The organism is Desulfosarcina sp. BuS5 (assembly GCF_028752835.1).
Lineage (GTDB): Bacteria > Desulfobacterota > Desulfobacteria > Desulfobacterales > BuS5 > BuS5.
The window spans coordinates 238,767-255,632 of sequence record NZ_CP087952.1 but is presented as its reverse complement, the minus strand read 5'-3'; the positions used below and the strand labels follow the sequence as shown (position 1 = coordinate 255,632).

14 protein-coding genes are annotated in these 16,866 nt (G+C 41.0%); 7 read left to right on the top strand and 7 right to left on the bottom strand.

What is annotated here, in order from left to right:
* Position 1: 1 nt before the first annotated feature.
* From thiH to BuS5_RS01235, 4 genes are all read right to left on the bottom strand, one after another.
* Entirely contained in the window at positions 2-1,117 is a 1,116-nt protein-coding gene (gene thiH, locus BuS5_RS01250) for a 2-iminoacetate synthase ThiH (RefSeq protein WP_027352701.1), read from the bottom strand.
* On the bottom strand, positions 1,117-1,902 hold the full coding sequence (locus tag BuS5_RS01245; protein ID WP_027352702.1) for a thiazole synthase: 786 nt from the start codon (positions 1,900-1,902) through the stop codon (positions 1,117-1,119). The genes thiH and BuS5_RS01245 overlap by 1 nt, the downstream gene beginning before the upstream one ends.
* A 16-nt stretch (positions 1,903-1,918) precedes the next feature.
* Positions 1,919-2,965, bottom strand: a complete 1,047-nt coding sequence (nadA, locus tag BuS5_RS01240) for a quinolinate synthase NadA (protein WP_051374514.1) — start codon at positions 2,963-2,965, stop codon at positions 1,919-1,921.
* A 76-nt stretch (positions 2,966-3,041) separates the two neighbouring features.
* Positions 3,042-4,283 carry a YihY/virulence factor BrkB family protein gene (locus BuS5_RS01235; protein WP_198012163.1) on the bottom strand — a complete coding sequence of 414 codons (1,242 nt, stop codon included), beginning with the start codon at positions 4,281-4,283 and terminating at the stop codon, positions 3,042-3,044.
* Positions 4,284-4,857: 574 nt separating this feature from the next.
* Between BuS5_RS01235 and tadA the strand changes: the two genes are divergently transcribed.
* From tadA to BuS5_RS01215, 4 genes are all read left to right on the top strand, one after another.
* Positions 4,858-5,364: a tRNA adenosine(34) deaminase TadA gene (gene tadA, locus BuS5_RS01230; protein ID WP_084445529.1), complete on the top strand. Its 507-nt coding sequence runs from the start codon at positions 4,858-4,860 to the stop codon at positions 5,362-5,364.
* A complete protein-coding gene (locus BuS5_RS01225) occupies positions 5,364-6,656 on the top strand; it encodes an adenylosuccinate synthase (protein ID WP_027352706.1) in 1,293 nt (430 codons plus the stop codon). Before tadA ends, BuS5_RS01225 begins: the two co-directional genes overlap by 1 nt.
* 275 nt (positions 6,657-6,931) lie before the next feature.
* Positions 6,932-8,401, top strand: coding sequence for a flagellar motor switch protein FliN (fliN, locus tag BuS5_RS01220; protein WP_051374516.1), 1,470 nt, complete (start codon positions 6,932-6,934; stop codon positions 8,399-8,401).
* Positions 8,402-8,611: 210 nt separating this feature from the next.
* Positions 8,612-9,049 (top strand): response regulator, encoded by a 438-nt coding sequence (locus tag BuS5_RS01215; RefSeq protein WP_027352709.1) that lies wholly within the window; start codon positions 8,612-8,614, stop codon positions 9,047-9,049.
* A 357-nt stretch (positions 9,050-9,406) separates the two neighbouring features.
* Here BuS5_RS01215 and BuS5_RS01210 read toward each other — a convergent pair whose 3' ends face one another.
* Entirely contained in the window at positions 9,407-10,576 is a 1,170-nt protein-coding gene (locus tag BuS5_RS01210) for a TraB/GumN family protein (RefSeq protein ID WP_027352710.1), read from the bottom strand.
* Between the two features lie 105 nt (positions 10,577-10,681).
* Between BuS5_RS01210 and BuS5_RS01205 the strand changes: the two genes are divergently transcribed.
* The 3 genes from BuS5_RS01205 to rpmB all read left to right on the top strand — a co-directional run bounded on the left by BuS5_RS01205 (position 10,682) and on the right by rpmB (position 13,153).
* On the top strand, positions 10,682-11,497 hold the full coding sequence (locus BuS5_RS01205; protein WP_027352711.1) for a CbbQ/NirQ/NorQ/GpvN family protein: 816 nt from the start codon (positions 10,682-10,684) through the stop codon (positions 11,495-11,497).
* A gap of 231 nt (positions 11,498-11,728) precedes the next feature.
* Entirely contained in the window at positions 11,729-12,769 is a 1,041-nt protein-coding gene (locus BuS5_RS01200; RefSeq protein WP_027352712.1) for an HDOD domain-containing protein, read from the top strand.
* 192 nt (positions 12,770-12,961) lie between these two features.
* Entirely contained in the window at positions 12,962-13,153 is a 192-nt protein-coding gene (gene rpmB, locus BuS5_RS01195) for a 50S ribosomal protein L28 (protein WP_027352713.1), read from the top strand.
* Between the two features lie 4 nt (positions 13,154-13,157).
* On the opposite strand, the gene BuS5_RS01190 is transcribed toward rpmB, so the two are convergent.
* On the bottom strand, positions 13,158-15,305 hold the full coding sequence (locus tag BuS5_RS01190) for a RelA/SpoT family protein (protein WP_027352714.1): 2,148 nt from the start codon (positions 15,303-15,305) through the stop codon (positions 13,158-13,160).
* Positions 15,306-15,338: 33 nt separating this feature from the next.
* Complete coding sequence (proS, locus tag BuS5_RS01185) at positions 15,339-16,859, bottom strand: proline--tRNA ligase (RefSeq protein ID WP_027352715.1); 1,521 nt, start codon at positions 16,857-16,859, stop codon at positions 15,339-15,341.
* Positions 16,860-16,866: the final 7 nt, after the last annotated feature.

Here is a 16,866-nt window from a genome sequence, read left to right as displayed (position 1 = left end):
ACTATCCTTCAAGAAAGGCTTTGTCCCAGTCTTTCCAGACAGGTTCATAACCGCTTGAGGTTATCATTCTTGCAACATCTTCCGGAGACCTTATATCGGATATCTCAAATTGATTATCAGCATGTGCTTCCAGGGAATATCCGCCTGGAGAAGTTCTGCTTCCAGCGCTCATCTGGGTAATTCCCAAAGGCATCAGGTTATTTCTCAGTTGTTCCGGCTCCCTGGTGGATATTACCAGTCCGGCATCCGGCAGTAAGAGCCTGAAAGCACATATAAGCTGTGCCAGGGCTGAATCATTTACAGGATATTCAGGCTCATATCCGCCTGTTGCCGGGCGCAGCCTGGGAAAGGAAATGGAAACAAGGCTTTGCCAGTATTGTCGCATAAGGTAGATGGCATGCAGTCCTGTGAAAGCGCCCTCAACTCTCCAATCCGACAACCCAAGCAGGGTGCCGATGTTAAGACGTCTGAATCCGGCTGTTCCGCCCCTGTCCGGCGTCATAAGCCGCCATTTGTAATCGCTCTTTTTCCCCGCCGGATGTACTTGTTGATAGGTTGTTCTATTGTAGGTCTCCTGATAAACAGTTAAACCGTCTACGCCGCTTTGAATCAGAGATTTATATTCCTCTGTATCCATGGGATAAATTTCAATGGAGATAGATGAGAAAAGATTGTTTAAACTTTGGGCAATACGACAAAAGTAAGAAACCGGCACATCTTTCGGGGCCTCCCCGCTTACGAGGAGAATATGTCGAAAACCCAAATTATAAATGGTTTCCGCCTCCTGCATTACTTCTTTTTCTGTAAGTGTTTTTCGATCTATTTTATTGGTACGGTTAAATCCGCAATAAAGGCACGAATTAACACATTTGTTTGAAACGTATAGAGGCGCATACATCTGGATTATTTTGCCGAACCGACGTAAGGTTGTCCTGTGAGCCTGTTGAGCCATATCTTCTATAAAAGGTTCGGCCGCAGGAGAAAGAAGAGCAAGAAGATCATTATATGTTCTTATGTCCGTATAAAGAGCACGTCTCACGTCATCGGCTGTTTTTGCGAGGATAGCCGATTTGACGGCATCCCAGTTATATCCCTTTATTTTATAGGCAAAGCTCATTATGAATTGTTCCTGAGAAATCCTGTCAAAGGTGAACTTGCTTCAGCCTTAATTTTTTCTTTGCCTAATCCGGCCATGCAGGCTGTAAATCCGGCCTCAACACCCAGTTTGAAAGCCCTGGCCATGGCTATGGGGTCTGAGGCGACTGCAATTGCAGTGTTAACAAGCACTGCATCCGCTCCCATCTCCATGGCTTGAGAAGCGTGTGACGGTGCGCCAAGCCCGGCGTCAACCACGACCGGTATCTGAGTCTGATCTATAATGATGCGTATGGAATCAGCGGTTTTAAGTCCCCTGTTTGTCCCGATCGGAGATCCTAAAGGCATGACAGCAGCAGTACCTGCATCTTCAAGCCTTTTTGCCAGTACAGGATCAGCATTAATGTAGGGGAGCACAATAAAACCTTCTTTTACCAGGATCTCGGCTGCTTTAAGCGTCTCTATGGGATCAGGGAGAAGATAATAAGGGTCAGGGGTTACTTCAAGCTTTACCCAGGGTTTGCATCCGGCTGCTCTCGCAATACGGGCTAAACGTACAGCCTCATCAGCATCACGGGCGCCGCTTGTATTAGGTAGAAGAAGATATCTGTCAGTATCTATCGCCCCGATAATATTATCATCCGGATTTGACAAATCGGCCCTGCGAAGCGCAACGGTAACTATTTCAGTTCCGGAAGCAGCAATGGCCTCTTTCATGACATCATTGGAAGAAAATTTCCCGGTTCCCATGAGGAGGCGTGATTCAAAAGTTCGGTTCGCTATTTTAAGACATGGTAATTTTGTCAATTTGTTCTACCTTTATTCATAATGTAAGCATTCTATCCAGCGCTTTTTTTGCACCCTTTTTTATTTTGTACGGCACTTTTATAATATTGACCTTTCCCACATTTTCCAGGGACCATAAAAGCTTCTGAAGAGTTATTTTAGACATATTGGGACAAAGAGAATGTTTGAGTGCAAGTATTTTTTTTTCAGGATATTCAAAGGCAAGACGGTCTATCAGATTGATTTCAGTGCCGATTACGATTGTTGCACCTGCAGGAGCCTGGTCTACATAATTTACAATAAAACTGGTTGAGCCGGCGTCATCTGCAGCGCCTACCACTTCCTGGGGACATTCCGGGTGAACAACAACTTTTGCATCCGGGAATTTGTTTCTCATTTTTAAAATGTCTTCAACCTGAAAACGGGTATGTACCAGGCAATAACCCTCCCATAAAATTATTTTGGCTTTTTTGATAGCCTCTTTGGTGTTCCCGCCAAATGGCGTTTCAGGATTCCATATTATAACCTCTTCAGGAGGAATGCCCAATCTGTTTGCGGTGTTACGGCCGAGGTGCTTGTCAGGGAAAAAGAAAATTTTTTCACGCCTCTTAAAACTCCACTTAAGGGCTTCAGGTGCATTCGACGATGTGCATATGATGCCACCGTTTTTCCCGCAAAAATCCTTTACCACCGCATCGGCGTTCATGTAAACAACAGGTGTTATCTTATCTTCCCCTATAACCGATACTGCCTGTTCCCAGGACTCATCAACAATGGAAATATCGGCCATATTAGCCATCCAGCAGCCGGCGTCAAGATCCGGAATCTGTACTATCTGATTGGGCTGTGAAAGAATTTCAGCGCTTTCAGCCATAAAATTAACCCCGCAAAAAACAATAAAACGGGCATCATTATTCATTGCTGCCTGCCGGGACAGGGCAAAAGAGTCCCCCCCATAATCGCCAAGGTACACGATTTCTTTCCTCTGATAATGGTGGGTCAGTATTACAAGTTCTTTTCCAAGTTTTTTCTTAATCGTTTTTATACGTTTTATAATTTCTTTTTCATTAATATCGTAATGCATTATTTATTCATTTATCCTATTAGTTGTAAGGGCACGATGCATCGTGCCCCTACTGTGGGAATCTATAGATTTCAGGCTATTCAATATCCATAAGCAGTATGTTGGCCCCGGATTGTTCTAAAGCCTCCTTCATGGTTTTCAATGATTGGGACAACACATCAAAGCCATAACTTTTTTTTAATGATATATCATCAATCCCCTGTTTGTCCATAGCATTCAGAATATAATAGATTGACAATTTGCGTATATCTACTGCAGGCTGATATGCTGCAATTTCTCTATCATCAGAACAAACACAGGAAACGATTTTGCAATCCATAAGTTCGCCAAGCAGACTTGAAACAATTTTTTCCGGCGCCCCAAGTGATTCCGATAGCTGGGCTTCTGCTAAAGGCTCCTTGCACATAGCGAAATTTTTTACTATAAGATGAACGATCTGAAGCGCTAATAATCTTTTTAAAGTCAGGTTTATTTCTCCGGCATCCGGTTCAAAGGTATTTTTATCAAGACCCTGGTGAGCATAAGATAATTCCGTACCTGCAAGAACAACCAGCCAACTGATTTGAAGCCAAAGCAAAAACATGGGTAATGCTGCAAAACTTCCGTATATAGCATTATAATTGGATACACCTATCTGGAATGTGATATATCCCCGCTGGATAAACTGGTAAAGAGTGCCTGCCGCAATGCCGCCCAGCAGCCCGGAACTGAAATTCACCCTGGTATTAGGCATTATCATATAAATAAATGTGAAAAGTATCCATATCAAAACATATGGGGCCAGCTTAAAACTGAAAAATATAAGGGGGCTGATTATACCGAGCAGAGCAATTCTTTCGGTAAGCTGGGTGATCCTGGTTGTTATAAAAAGGGTAACGGAGCTGGATACTATAAAAATAAAGGGACAGATAATCATCAATGAAAGATAATCTCCAATTTTGCGGACCAAGGTTCTGGATTTATCTAACTTCCAGATATCATTAAAGGATTGTTCAATATTCCCCAATACTTTTATAACAGCCCAGAAAAGTAATAAAACACCTATACCGGCTATAAGGCCTCCTTTTGTCTTCTCCAGTAACGAATGCGAAAAATCGACTACCTGTAAAATCACCTCTTCCTGTCCGGGTATTTTTTCCAGGAGCAGTTTTTCAAGCAGTTTTTCGAATCCGAATCCACTTGCAATTCCAAATGCCAGGGCGGCAACCGGCACAATGGATAACAAAGACCAGAAGGTTAAGGCCGAGGCCATTAAATAACATTTGTCTTTGTTAAAACCGCGGATAGCCAGCAGAATAATTTTTAAAGATTTTATCACCAATCGTTTTACAGGGGATTGATCCGACAGCCGAATTCTCCAGATTCCGGATTGCTGAAATTTGAATATATTATAAAAGAAGCTATTTATTTTTTTTAAATAATTCATTTACAATAAATAATTATAACTTCTCAAGAAGTTCCGGTAAATCAGATAACAAGAGAGATGCCCACTGATAATAAATAATTAAAAAATAAATCTTACAGTTACTTTCAGCTTCCATTCTTAAACAGTGTGTATTGACAGGCGCTTGTCAGCGGCGCGAGCAGGAAATTACATTTACTAAATGGGAATGTATTTTGCCGAGAATACTGCAGTTGTTTATACACGCGGGGAAATGCTCTCTTGAGCCGCATTCCTTGCATGGGCTTTTTGTTAGATACCCGGATTCAAAATCGAATTTGTTCTTAACAGGATACTTGTCTTTTTTAAATTTTTCTGCTTGCGTTTTTAAATCCATGATTTGACACTTACCATATCATTCTGTAAATTACCATAATATATTTATAAAGAGCATCAAAATGGGGAGGGGTGGGTCTTCATTCTTGACAAACACAAAATAATGGGGAGTAAGATGTATAAAAAATACAAATCCGTCAAAAATGAAGACCTTACCCCCCGGGAAGATCATACGAAATTTATGAATCTTGCTTTAAAGGAAGCTGGAAAAGCAAAGCTTCAAAATGAGGTGCCTGTTGGAGCTGTGCTGGTGGATGAAAAAGGTGGAGTCGTAGCAATGGCGCATAATATGGTCATAGCACTATCCGACCCTACGGCACATGCCGAGATTCTTGCTATAAGGAAAGCTTCCGCAATACTTGCCAACTACAGGTTGTTAAATACAACACTCTATGTTACTATAGAACCTTGTATAATGTGTATGGGAGCATTAATTCATGCTCGCGTAAAAAGAGTGATTTATGGCGCAAGAGATTCAAAATGGGGTGCTGCAGGTTCACTCTATTGCTTTACGGATGATAAAAGATTGAATCACCATCCAGAGATAACAGGTGATGTGTGCGGGAAGGCATGCAGCAATTTGATCAGAGATTTTTTCATAGAAAAGAGAAGGAGTAAATAGTGCCTAATATAGTAATTGTCGGAACACAATGGGGCGATGAGGGCAAAGGTAAAATTGTCGATCTTCTCTCCAAAGATGCAGATATTGTTATAAGGTTTCAAGGAGGTAACAATGCCGGGCATACACTTGTTGTAGGTGGAAAGCAGTTTATCAGTCACCTGGTACCGTCCGGTATTCTGCAGGGGAAAACATGCATTATAGGTAATGGCATGGTTGTGGATCCAAAGGTTTTGATTAACGAGCTTGATGCATTAAGGGCTATGGGGATTGAGGTGGGATTCGACAACCTTAAAATCAGTGAAAAGGCTCATATTATAATGCCGTATCATAAACTGATAGATCTGGAACGGGAAAAGAAAAAGGGTGACAACAAAATCGGCACCACCGGCCGGGGCATCGGCCCCGCGTATGAAGACAAGGCAGCCCGAATGGGTATCAGGTTCAGCGAGCTGATAGATTCGGAAGTTTTTATAGAAAAATTAAAAATAGTGCTTGATGAAAAAAACTTTTATCTTGAGCATCGTTTTTCAGCGCCCACATTAGATCTCAACGCAATAATCGAGGAATATAATATATACGCAAAAAGACTGGCCTCACATGTTACAAATATATCGGTTATTATTGATAACGAGATAAAATCAGGGAAGCAGGTTCTTTTAGAAGGCGCCCAGGGTACTCATCTGGATATTGACCACGGCACATATCCTTTCGTGACTTCATCAAATACTGTTGCAGGAAATGCATGCAGCGGCGCAGGAATCGGACCGAAAAAAATCTCCGGAATACTCGGCATCGTAAAAGCATATACGACAAGGGTTGGGGAGGGCCCTTTCCCATCGGAACTTTTTGATGCCACAGGTGAGAGAATCCAGGAGAAAGGTGCGGAATTTGGTGCTACAACCGGCAGGAAACGCCGCTGCGGATGGCTCGATATGGTTATACTAAAAAATGCGGTCCGCCTGAACAGCCTGACCGGCCTGGTAATCACTAAACTCGATGTGCTTGGCGGCCTGAAATCTTTAAAGATCTGTACCGGCTATGAATGTGAGGGAAGGATCATTAATGATTTTCCATCCGATATAAAAAAGCTTGGCTTATGCAAACCTGTTTACGAAAGCTTGCCGGGCTGGGAAGAAAATATTTCCGGCATCACACAATTGGCAGAGCTTCCGGGTAATGCCAAAAAATATATAAAAAGGATAGAGGAACTTGCGGAAACACCGGCTCAGATCATTTCTGTAGGCCCGGGAAGAGATGAAACCATAATGGTTAACAATCCGTTTAATGAATAATCCCTGCAAATCGTAATAAATTATGAAAAATTACTGGTTAATTGCGATTTTTGTGTTGATTATTAATCTTCCATTCGGTTTCTGGAGGGTGCAAACCAATAAGTTTTCCCGCTACTGGTTCCTGGCAGTGCATATCCCTGTCCCGATTGTTATTTTACTCCGTCTTGTCGCAGGTACAGGATTGCAACTAAAGACTCTGCCAATTTTTATTTGTGCTTTTTTATCGGGACAATTTCTTGGGGGCAAATTCTACAGAAAATACAGGAAAAAATAATATGGAAGCACTCAAGACATTTGACATAAAAAATTCCATTGTGGAGTCGACAAATGAACTGTTTGAAACAATGCTTTCCATGGATGTGGAACTATCCGCTTCGGAAGGCTCTCCTGGTTTTGAAGGCGGAAGAATAACCGGTTCATTAAGTTTTGCCGGTAATTTAATGGGCAGTATATCTATTACCGTAAGCGACGAGTTTTCCCGGGTAATTACCGCGAGCATGCTGGGCATGGAAGTTGATGAGATTGAAGGTGAAGATGAAATCAATGACGTGATTCTTGAGGTATGCAATATTATAGGCGGGAACCTGAAATCTAATTTTAATGATGCCGGCATGCATTGCGTTATCTCTACTCCCTCAATTACAACCGGAATGAATTTTGCGATTGAATCGATGCACATGGATCGGTATGAAAATTATATTTTCATAAGCCAGGGGCATAAAATATTCATTGAGATATCCTTAAAACCCGAGGATAAATCTGCTGTTGACGCAAAAAAGCAACTTTCAAGCATAGATATTCAAAAATTCGGCACAATGGATATAATATCATCCACCGGTGATAAAGTGATTGAATTTTTTGATGCCATGCTTTCCATGGATCTTGAATTAACCGATACAGCCGATCAAGAGCCTGCTGATACGCCAAAACATGTAGGCACGGTCAATTTTGCAGGAGATGTTAACGGTAGTATCAATGTAAAAGTCAGCGAAAAATTCGCCCATGTTATTACAGCAAACATGTTGGGTATTTCTGTTGATAAAATCGAAAATGAGGGTGATATTAAGGATGTTATCGGTGAAATGGCCAACATAATAGGAGGAAATCTTAAAACAGCCTTTTGCGATTCCGGCCTGGAGTGCGTAATCTCACCCCCCTCAATTACCGCCGGCAAAAATTTCAAAATTTCCGTTTTGAATATGGATAGATACGAACGGTTTACCTTTAAGTTCGAGCATCATGATGTTACCGTTGAAGTCTGTATCAAAATAGATGAAGCATCACAACAGAAAAGCCGGGCAGCGGTAAAAGAAATCACTTCAATGGCAACGGCTGATGATCAACAACAAAATATTGACGACCTCGTTTCGGGTGCTTCTGATGCGGAAGTACCAGCCCCTGAAGATAAAAAGCCTACAGATACACGCCCTGTTGCTGAAGGTCAGGCAAAGAGCGCTGATGATGCTTCTGCAATGGAGGAGGATAGGAAAAATCTGGATTTGGTTCTTGATATTGCAATAGATTTAACCGTTGAGCTGGGCCGAACCAGAATCAAGATAAAAGATCTTCTTGCTTTGAGCCCTGGTTCATCAATCAGTTTTTCCAATCTTGAAGGTGAACCACTAGATATTTTGGCAAACGACAAACTGATAGCCAAAGGAGAAGTAATTGTTGAAAACCAGAAATACGGCATCCGTATAACCAAAATACTTAGCCGGATTGATCGTATAAAAAATCTTAAGTGATGTATGACCGCATTCGGCAAACTTCAACAAATTGGTATCAGGTTAAAATCCGGCTAAATGCGTTTGCCCTGTGACGTTTTGCCACTTGACACTCAACTTGCTTTTTGAAATAATTTAATTGTTCGAAATTTAAGAGATAATTTTTTTGATTTACATATAAATTAAGCACAAAAAGACTCTTTTCAAAAGTCTTAACAGGAGGATAGAGGTATGCTTAAACCACTGGTTATGTTAGTTGATGATGAAGCTCCTTTCGTGGAAACCATGACAAAACGTTTGAAAAAAAGAGAGCTCAAGGTTATGAATGCCTTTAGCGGCCTGGAAGCATTGGAAAAGATTGATAAAAATCGTAATACAGATGTTATTATACTTGATGTGAAAATGCCTGGAATTGACGGGCTGGAGACCTTGGAGAGGATAAAAAAGGCATATCCTATTATTGAGGTCATTATGCTTACAGGACATGCTACAGTGGAAAACGCTATAGAGGGCATGAAGCGGGGTGCTTTTGATTACCTTATGAAGCCGTGCGACCTGGAACAGCTTATGCTTAAAGTTAATGAAGCAACTATCAAAAAAAGGGATCACGAAAATAAAATCAAAGAAGCCAAGGTCAAGGAAGCTTTGACAAAACATGGCCTTGAATAGCCTGTTTAAGATTCCTTCACGAATAGCCGAACTTGCAAAGCAGAATTTTAATGCAAAGGTATTAAGGTCATTATTGTTCAGGTTCGGCCTATAGATCCTCACATAAGGATCGCAAATTAAATAACTTGAACAATATTATTTGTCTTTTGGCCCATCTGCTGTGTTGCATTAAATGCCGAATACTTCGAGTATTAAACCTTAATCCTTCATAATCTTTGTCCAATTTATTTAATCTCCGATCCTAAATAATTTCACTGCGTTATCGGTCATCGGAGGGTTCAAGATTTTGAACCCCTACTCCCTCTGGCCTTGTGCCAAATTTTAGGATCTGGTAATTACCTGATAATCTATATCTTGTTACAGCACTTTTAACATCACGGGAATTGCCACGAAGGTTCCCAGGGAGCTGCCAAGATTTGTAAATACTACAACCAGAAGTATCCTGGTGACCTTATTCCCCCAGAAGCCTTTTATGGAAAGGATATCTTTGGAAAGATTCTCAAGGTCTTTTACTTTAGGTTTTCGCATCACCGCCTCTATCAGCCCTGACACCCAACCGGCCGCAATCATAGGATTAAGGGATGTTAACGGGGCGGCCATGATTGAAGAAAATATTGTAAGGGGATGAGCCAGCGCTATTATTGCTCCTAGACCGGCAAAAAAGCCATTGGCTATAATCCACCATTTTACCATATCAGTGCCGGTTCCGGCGCCGCCGTAAAAGAAACCCAGGATAATAAAAAGACCAATCACCGATGGAATCAACCATTTTATAAATCCCGATGCCTTGCCTTTGGGCGGGATTTGTTCCAGTTCACTAATATCAATATGATCATTAAAGTGATTCTTGATACCCGGAACATGGCCTGCGCCCACAACAGCTACAATCTTTTTACCAGGGGCTGATTTAATTCTGGAAGTAAGGTACAGATCCCTTTCATCTATCAGAATTTTTTTTAATACAGGCACGGATTTTCCTACTTCAGACAGGATTGTTTCAAGTATATCCTCCTGCTTCATCCTTTCTATTTCTTCCTTATCAATATCATCTACCTGTCCCAGGGAGAGGACCATCTGGAATAGAAGTTTTATTTTTTGCCAAAGGCCCATGATACGCCATGTTCTTGACAGCGTAATGCGTATGTCACGATCAGCGAGATATATCTCCGCGCCTGCGGATTCACCTGTTTCTATGGCCCTTATCATCTCCTCGCCCGGTTTTACATCCAACTTTGCAGCTATCCTTTTTTGAAAGGAGGCCAGGAGAAGGTTTGAAAGCAAGAGAAATGCTTTTTTCTCCTTAATGACCTTGATGATATCCATCTCGAGCCATTTTTTTTTTTGCCTGATGGCCTGATACCTCGATTCACACAGTTCAACACAAACGGTGTCAGGTTTCTCCTCATTGATAACGGATTGCACAAGTTCGGAGCTTTCTTTGGATACATGAGCAGTACCTATAATAATAATTTCTTTATCTTCCTGATCAATACGATGAACAGCATCATTTCTATTTATACTCGGCATTTTCTGCAAAATTCCTTGTTTATTTTTTTAAATCTAATATACTTAATATTTTATCTTAATCAATGCAATATAAATATAACAAAATAAAGTAGGTTGGTTCCTTTTATGAAGCAGAAGCACCAAACAAAAAATAAAAGTCTTATATCCGGCGCAGAGCCCTTTTACCTTGAAACGTCTAATGAGGTTACACTCTTTGAAGCCGCTTATTTTGAAAGAGTTCCCATTATGCTGAAAGGCCCAACGGGATGTGGTAAAACAAGGTTTATTGAATATATGGCGTTTCGCTTAAACCGCAGCCTGATAACGGTTGCCTGCCATGAAGACCTTTTTGCATCAGATTTAATCGGACGTTTCCTGTTGAAGAATGACGAGACCGTCTGGAATGACGGTCCGCTGACTAAAGCAGTGCGCGCAGGTGCTGTATGCTATCTTGATGAGATAGTGGAAGCCCGCAAGGATACTACGGTTGTTATTCATCCTTTAACCGATAATCGCAGGACTCTTTATATTGATAAAAAAGGAGAAACTATACAAGCTAACGATAATTTTATTATGGTTATATCTTATAATCCGGGATACCAGTCAGTCCTGAAAGACCTTAAGCAGAGTACCCGTCAGCGTTTTATTGCAATAGATTTTGATTATCCGGATGCCGACAAAGAGGCTGTGATTGTTGCGCATGAAGGGAATATTGAAATGAAAACCGCTGAGCAGCTTGTGTCTCTTGCGGGAAAAATCAGAAACATCAGGGAACATGGCTTAACCGAAGGAGCAAGCACCCGCCTGCTGATTTATGCGGCCCAACTGATACGAAGAGGCATCCCTGATAATGAGGCTGTCAGATCAGCCGTTTGTTTACCCTTAACCGACGATAAAAGATTATTGGAGACCCTTACCGATCTGATTGATGATATATTCTGACTTCAATCATTCCAAAAAAGCCGGCACGGTTATTGCTTAACATGTATTTATTTTAACAGCAAACCGTCAGGAACTGAACATATACATGACTTTTATAGATTGTCAGATAATAACCTGATTTTAAAATTTGGCACAAGGCCAGAGGGAGGAAGGCGTATTGTAATACTCCGACGACCGATAACGCAGTGAAATTATTTATGTGACAGTCTATATTTATTCTTGGAGCTTATAATGATAGTAAAATGCCCCGGCTGTGGTGAAACATATGATATTCCGGATGATCGCCTTCCCAAAAAAAAGAGGGCTAGTTTCACTTGTCCGGCATGCAAAGGAATGGTTGAGTTAAATCTGGAGGAGAGAATTGTATTAAACAGATTGCTTGGCAAGCAAGTGGAACCGCCATCTGCGCCTGCAACAGAAACTTCCGGAAATAAAAAGACCGAGGCCCTTAAGGCTTCAATCCTCAAGACCATGGACGACCTGCCTCCCATGCCCCGGGTTATTTCAAAAGTCCGCGAAATCATGTCAAACCACAGGTCAAGCTTTAAAGATATCGCCAAGGTTATTGAGAAAGACCAGGCCATAGCGGCAATGGTCCTTAAAATTGCAAACTCGGCTTATTATGGGATGAGTGGGATGGTCTCCTCCATACACCAGGCCTCCGTGGTGCTTGGATACAATACCCTTAGCGAAATATTGACAGTTGCAGGATCATCTGCCCTTCTCGGCAAAAGATTAAAGGGGTATGATATGGATTCAGGGGCTCTATGGAGACATTCCATTGCAGTTGCAATTGGAGCAAAGATAATTTCTGCAAAAAAGCATCCTGTTATTGAAAATGAAGCTTTTTCAGCAGGGTTGATTCATGATGCCGGTAAACTTGTTATAGATGGCTACCTTTTTGCAAAAAAGAAAATATTTGACAATGAATTAACTAAAAACAAGCATAATATAATAAAAGCCGAAAAAAATACTCTCGGGTTTGATCATGCGGAGATAGCATCGGATTTATGCAAAAAATGGAGTATCCCGGATGATCAGAATATTGCAATAAGGTTTCACCATTCCCCTTCGGAATCTCCTGCGAACCGGATGGCATATATTCTTCATATAGCGGATTTAACAGCCACAATGGACAGTATCGGACTTGATGGTTTTATGGAGCAGGTGGAAGAGGGCGCTATGGATTATATTAACCTTGCGCCTGAAGATATGGAGGGCATCGCGCAAGAGGTAAATCTTGCTGTAGAAAAAATGGCAAACAATATTTAATTGTCTAAAAAAAGAAAAAGCTGATTTAAACATTAAAATTAATACCAAGAATGCCTTGATCGGCACACAATTCATTTAAAAAAATATTTTCCGTTAACGATTGCAAAACATAAAAGAATACTTTACAAGCTTAATTTTGTAAGGTATTATTAATTTTTTTAGTAAAGATCCTTAATCGTAAAGAGGAAAAGTATGTCAAAAATATGTGAAATATGCGGTAAAACACCGATGTTCGGGAATAACGTCAGCCATGCCCATAATATAACCAAGCGTCGTTTCAACCCTAATCTTCAAAAAGTAAGGGCAAATTATAAAGGCCGGGTAAAAAAAATAAAAGTATGCACTAAATGTATCAAAGCAGGCCACGTGATTAAAGCACCTTAATCTGCTAAATGTCTATTCTTTTTACACCCTGAACTCCTTCAACCATTTTGAGAGCGTATATTATGCTCTCAAGATGGGTAGTATTATTTACAGTTATGGTGAAATAACTTGTTACGCTTCCGTCATCTGCGGTTTTTGTGTTTACGTTGAGAATATTAGTATTTTTTTTGCTGATATTGGATGCAAGATCTGCCAATGATCCTATCCTGTCTATTGAATAGACTGCTATTTTAACAGGATATGCTTCAGCAATTTCATTGTTCCATTCTACATCTATCTTTCTTTCAGGATTCATTTTTAAGGAGTTTATACAATTGGCCCTGTGTATGGTAACGCCATACCCCTGTGTGATATAACCTGTTATGGGATCGCCGGGAACGGGCTGACAGCACTTGCCGAACTTTATCAGGATATCATCCGCGCCTTTTACAAGAATTCCGGTTGCGCTTTTTTTCTTTTTATTATGAACGTCAATTTTGCCGGGCGGCGGTTCTTCTTCGATTTCTGTTTCCGTATCAGTAATCAGTTTTCTGATTATCTGCATGGCAGTGGTTTTACCAAAGCCGATACTCGCTATAAGATCCTCGATAGTTTTAAACTTGAAATCGTTTGCTATGCTCTCCATTTCTTCTGTGTTGGCTATCTTGTTAAAATTAAGTTTATACTTGCGGAAAGCCTTTTCACAAATTTCCCTGCCCAAACTGATACTGCGAGATTTTTCCTGAATTTTTATCCACTGCCTGATTCTTGAGCGGGCTTTTACTGTTTTAACAAAATTAAGCCAATCACGGCTGGGATGGTGTCCCTTTGATGTACGGATCTCTACTATATCAGCAGTGTGCAGCTCATATTTTAGAGGAACAATATGACCGTTCACCTTGGCGCCGGTACATTGATCTCCAACTTCAGTATGAATCATATAGGCAAAGTCAACCGGTGTTGAGCCCTTGGCAAGGGTTTTTATCTCCCCCGTGGGAGTGAAAATATAAACCTCATCCGGGAAAAGATCTATCCTTACGTTGTCCAGAAATTCATCCGGATCGAGTATATTTTTTTGGTTTTCAACCAGATTTTGAATCCAGGCAAATGTATTGCTGGTTTTTTCATCTATTTTCAGTCCCTCTTTATAACTCCAATGTGCCGCAATCCCGGATTGGGCGACCTTATTCATTTCATATGTTCTGATTTGAATTTCAATCCTTTCACCCGAAGGGCCTATCACGGTAGTATGGAGAGACTGGTACATGTTGGGCTTTGGCCGCCCGATATAATCTTTGAACTTTCTATCTATCGGTTTCCACAAAGCATGTATTAATCCCAGAATTTCATAACAATGTGGTATAGTATCCACTATCACTCTGAATGCTATAATGTCGTAAACATCTTCAAGTTCCAGATTCTGAGTGATCATTTTTTTATAAATACCGTAAAATCCCTTATACCTGCCGGTAATTTCACATTTTAAGTTATTATCTACAACTAGATCGTAAATATATTGGGTAACGATTTTAATATAATTTTCCCTTTCCTCAGTATCTTTGCTGATGAAATTTTTTATTTTGTTATATTCATCAGGATAAAGATATGTCATGGACAGATCTTCAAGATCTTTCTTAATCCAGTAAATACCCAGGCGGGAGGCAATCGGTGTATAAATATCGAGAGTTTCCCTTGCAATTGCCCTTTTTTTCTCCTCTTTTTTATGGAATTGAAGGGTTTTCATATTATGAAGCCTGTCTGCCAGTTTAATTAAAATGACCCTGATATCATCAGCCATGGCAAGGATCATTTTTCTTATGCTTTCAGCGTGGCGGGCATGGGAATCATTAAATTTCAGAGCGCTCAGTTTTGTTACTCCGGCAACGATATGTAAAACTTCCGGTCCAAAAAACTTTTTTATTTCATCTGGGGTAGCGTTTGTATCTTCGATTACATCATGAAGCAGGCCGGCTGAAATGCTCACTGCATCGAGCTTCATATCGGCCAGAATCCCTGCCACTTCAAGGGGATGTGACAAATAAGGCTCACCAGACAGACGCACCTGGCCTTCATGCACCCTGGCCGAATATATATATGCACGTTCTATTATATCCAGTTCCGCATCCGGATAGTTTTCGGTGATTTTATCCAGTATATCGTTAATACGAATCATAGGTCTGCTCAAAAAAAGTTTAGGTTCTCCATTCTAATAGGATTTTGCAAAAACAACTCTCATGTCGCTGGAGTCGCCGCAGCATATACATTTGCCGTCGTCTTTTGTATTGTTTTGGGGTATTGAGCGTATAGTAACACTCAAATCTTCTTTAATCCGTGACTCACATTTCTCTGATCCGCACCAGTGGGATAATGCAAAACCGCCATATATTTCGGGTTTCTCAATATTTAAAGGAGTAAAAAAATGGTAAAAGTCTTTCTTGGTATCGATTGCCATCGTATTATCCTTTTGAAAAGCAAGTGCACGATCAAAAAGATTAGACTGAATTTCATCCAGAATATCCTTAATCGTCCCGACAAACTGTTCCCTGGCTATCGATGTTTTTTCCCGGTGGCCTTTATCTCTCCTCCCCACAAAAAGCGAGTTCTTAGCGATATCCCGTGGTCCGATCTCAACTCTCAGGGGTATTCCTTTTTTGATCCAGTCCCAGCCCCTTGCGCCTCCGGTTTCTCTTGTATCAACCTCTACTTCTATTCTGCGGTTATGGTAAAAAATCTGTTTAAGTTCATTGGAAAGATTTTCTGTAAATTCCATTACCATGTTTTTTTCTTCCGGCTTCCTGAAGATAGGTAGAAGTACAACATGGGCGGAAGCAATTTTAGGAGGCAGCACAAGGCCGTCATCATCACTATGGGTCATGATCAACCCCCCGATCAGGCGCGTGGAAACGCCCCAAGAGGTAGTCCAGGCAAACTCTTCCTGTTCCTTGGCGGACTGAAATATAATACCGGATGATCTGGCAAAATTCTGCCCCAGGAAATGCGATGTGCCGGCCTGAAGAGCTTTTCTGTCCTGCATCATTACTTCTATACACATGGTATCTACTGCGCCTGGAAAACGTTCCGCAGGAGTTTTGCAACCCTTTATTACCGGCATCGCAAGATATTCTTCCGCAAATTCAGAATAAAGGTCAAGCATTAAACGGGTCCGTTCCATCGCTTCTTCTTTGGTTGCATGGGCGGTGTGTCCTTCCTGCCATAAAAATTCGCTGGTCCTTAAAAAAATACGGGTTCTCATCTCCCATCTTACCACATTTGCCCATTGATTTATTAATATGGGAAGATCACGATAACTTGCAACCCACTTTGAAAATGAATCCCCAATAATTGTCTCGGATGTCGGTCTGACCACCAGGGGTTCATTTAATTCTCCGGCCGGGATCAATTCTCCTTTACCGCCTTTTTCGAGCCTGTGGTGCGTCACCACCGCACATTCTTTTGCAAAACCTTCCACATGCTCAGCCTCTTTTTCAAGAAATGAAAGAGGAATAAAAAGCGGGAAATAGGCATTTTTTACTCCTGTTGCCTTGAACATATCATCTAAAACATTTCTTATATTTTCCCATATGGAATATCCCCAGGGCTTTATAACCATGCACCCCCTGACCGGTGATTTTTCAGCCATATCTGAAGACTTGACAACCTCTTGATACCATTCAGGATAATTGTCAGAACGTGTCGGTGTTATCGCAGTTTTTGTTTTTTTTGTCATAAAACAG

Excerpts from the sequence above, each read along its gene's own strand:
- thiH (WP_027352701.1), bottom strand. The coding sequence starts at position 1,117 with ATGAGCTTTGCCTATAAAATAAAGGGATATAACTGGGATGCCGTCAAA.
- fliN (WP_051374516.1), top strand. The coding sequence starts at position 6,932 with ATGGAAGCACTCAAGACATTTGACATAAAAAATTCCATTGTGGAGTCG.
- BuS5_RS01205 (WP_027352711.1), top strand. The coding sequence starts at position 10,682 with ATGAAGCAGAAGCACCAAACAAAAAATAAAAGTCTTATATCCGGCGCA.
- BuS5_RS01215 (WP_027352709.1), top strand. The coding sequence starts at position 8,612 with ATGCTTAAACCACTGGTTATGTTAGTTGATGATGAAGCTCCTTTCGTG.
- rpmB (WP_027352713.1), top strand. The coding sequence starts at position 12,962 with ATGTCAAAAATATGTGAAATATGCGGTAAAACACCGATGTTCGGGAAT.
- tadA (WP_084445529.1), top strand. The coding sequence starts at position 4,858 with ATGTATAAAAAATACAAATCCGTCAAAAATGAAGACCTTACCCCCCGG.
- BuS5_RS01210 (WP_027352710.1), bottom strand. The coding sequence starts at position 10,576 with ATGCCGAGTATAAATAGAAATGATGCTGTTCATCGTATTGATCAGGAA.
- proS (WP_027352715.1), bottom strand. The coding sequence starts at position 16,859 with ATGACAAAAAAAACAAAAACTGCGATAACACCGACACGTTCTGACAAT.
- nadA (WP_051374514.1), bottom strand. The coding sequence starts at position 2,965 with ATGCATTACGATATTAATGAAAAAGAAATTATAAAACGTATAAAAACG.
- BuS5_RS01190 (WP_027352714.1), bottom strand. The coding sequence starts at position 15,305 with ATGATTCGTATTAACGATATACTGGATAAAATCACCGAAAACTATCCG.
- BuS5_RS01200 (WP_027352712.1), top strand. The coding sequence starts at position 11,729 with ATGATAGTAAAATGCCCCGGCTGTGGTGAAACATATGATATTCCGGAT.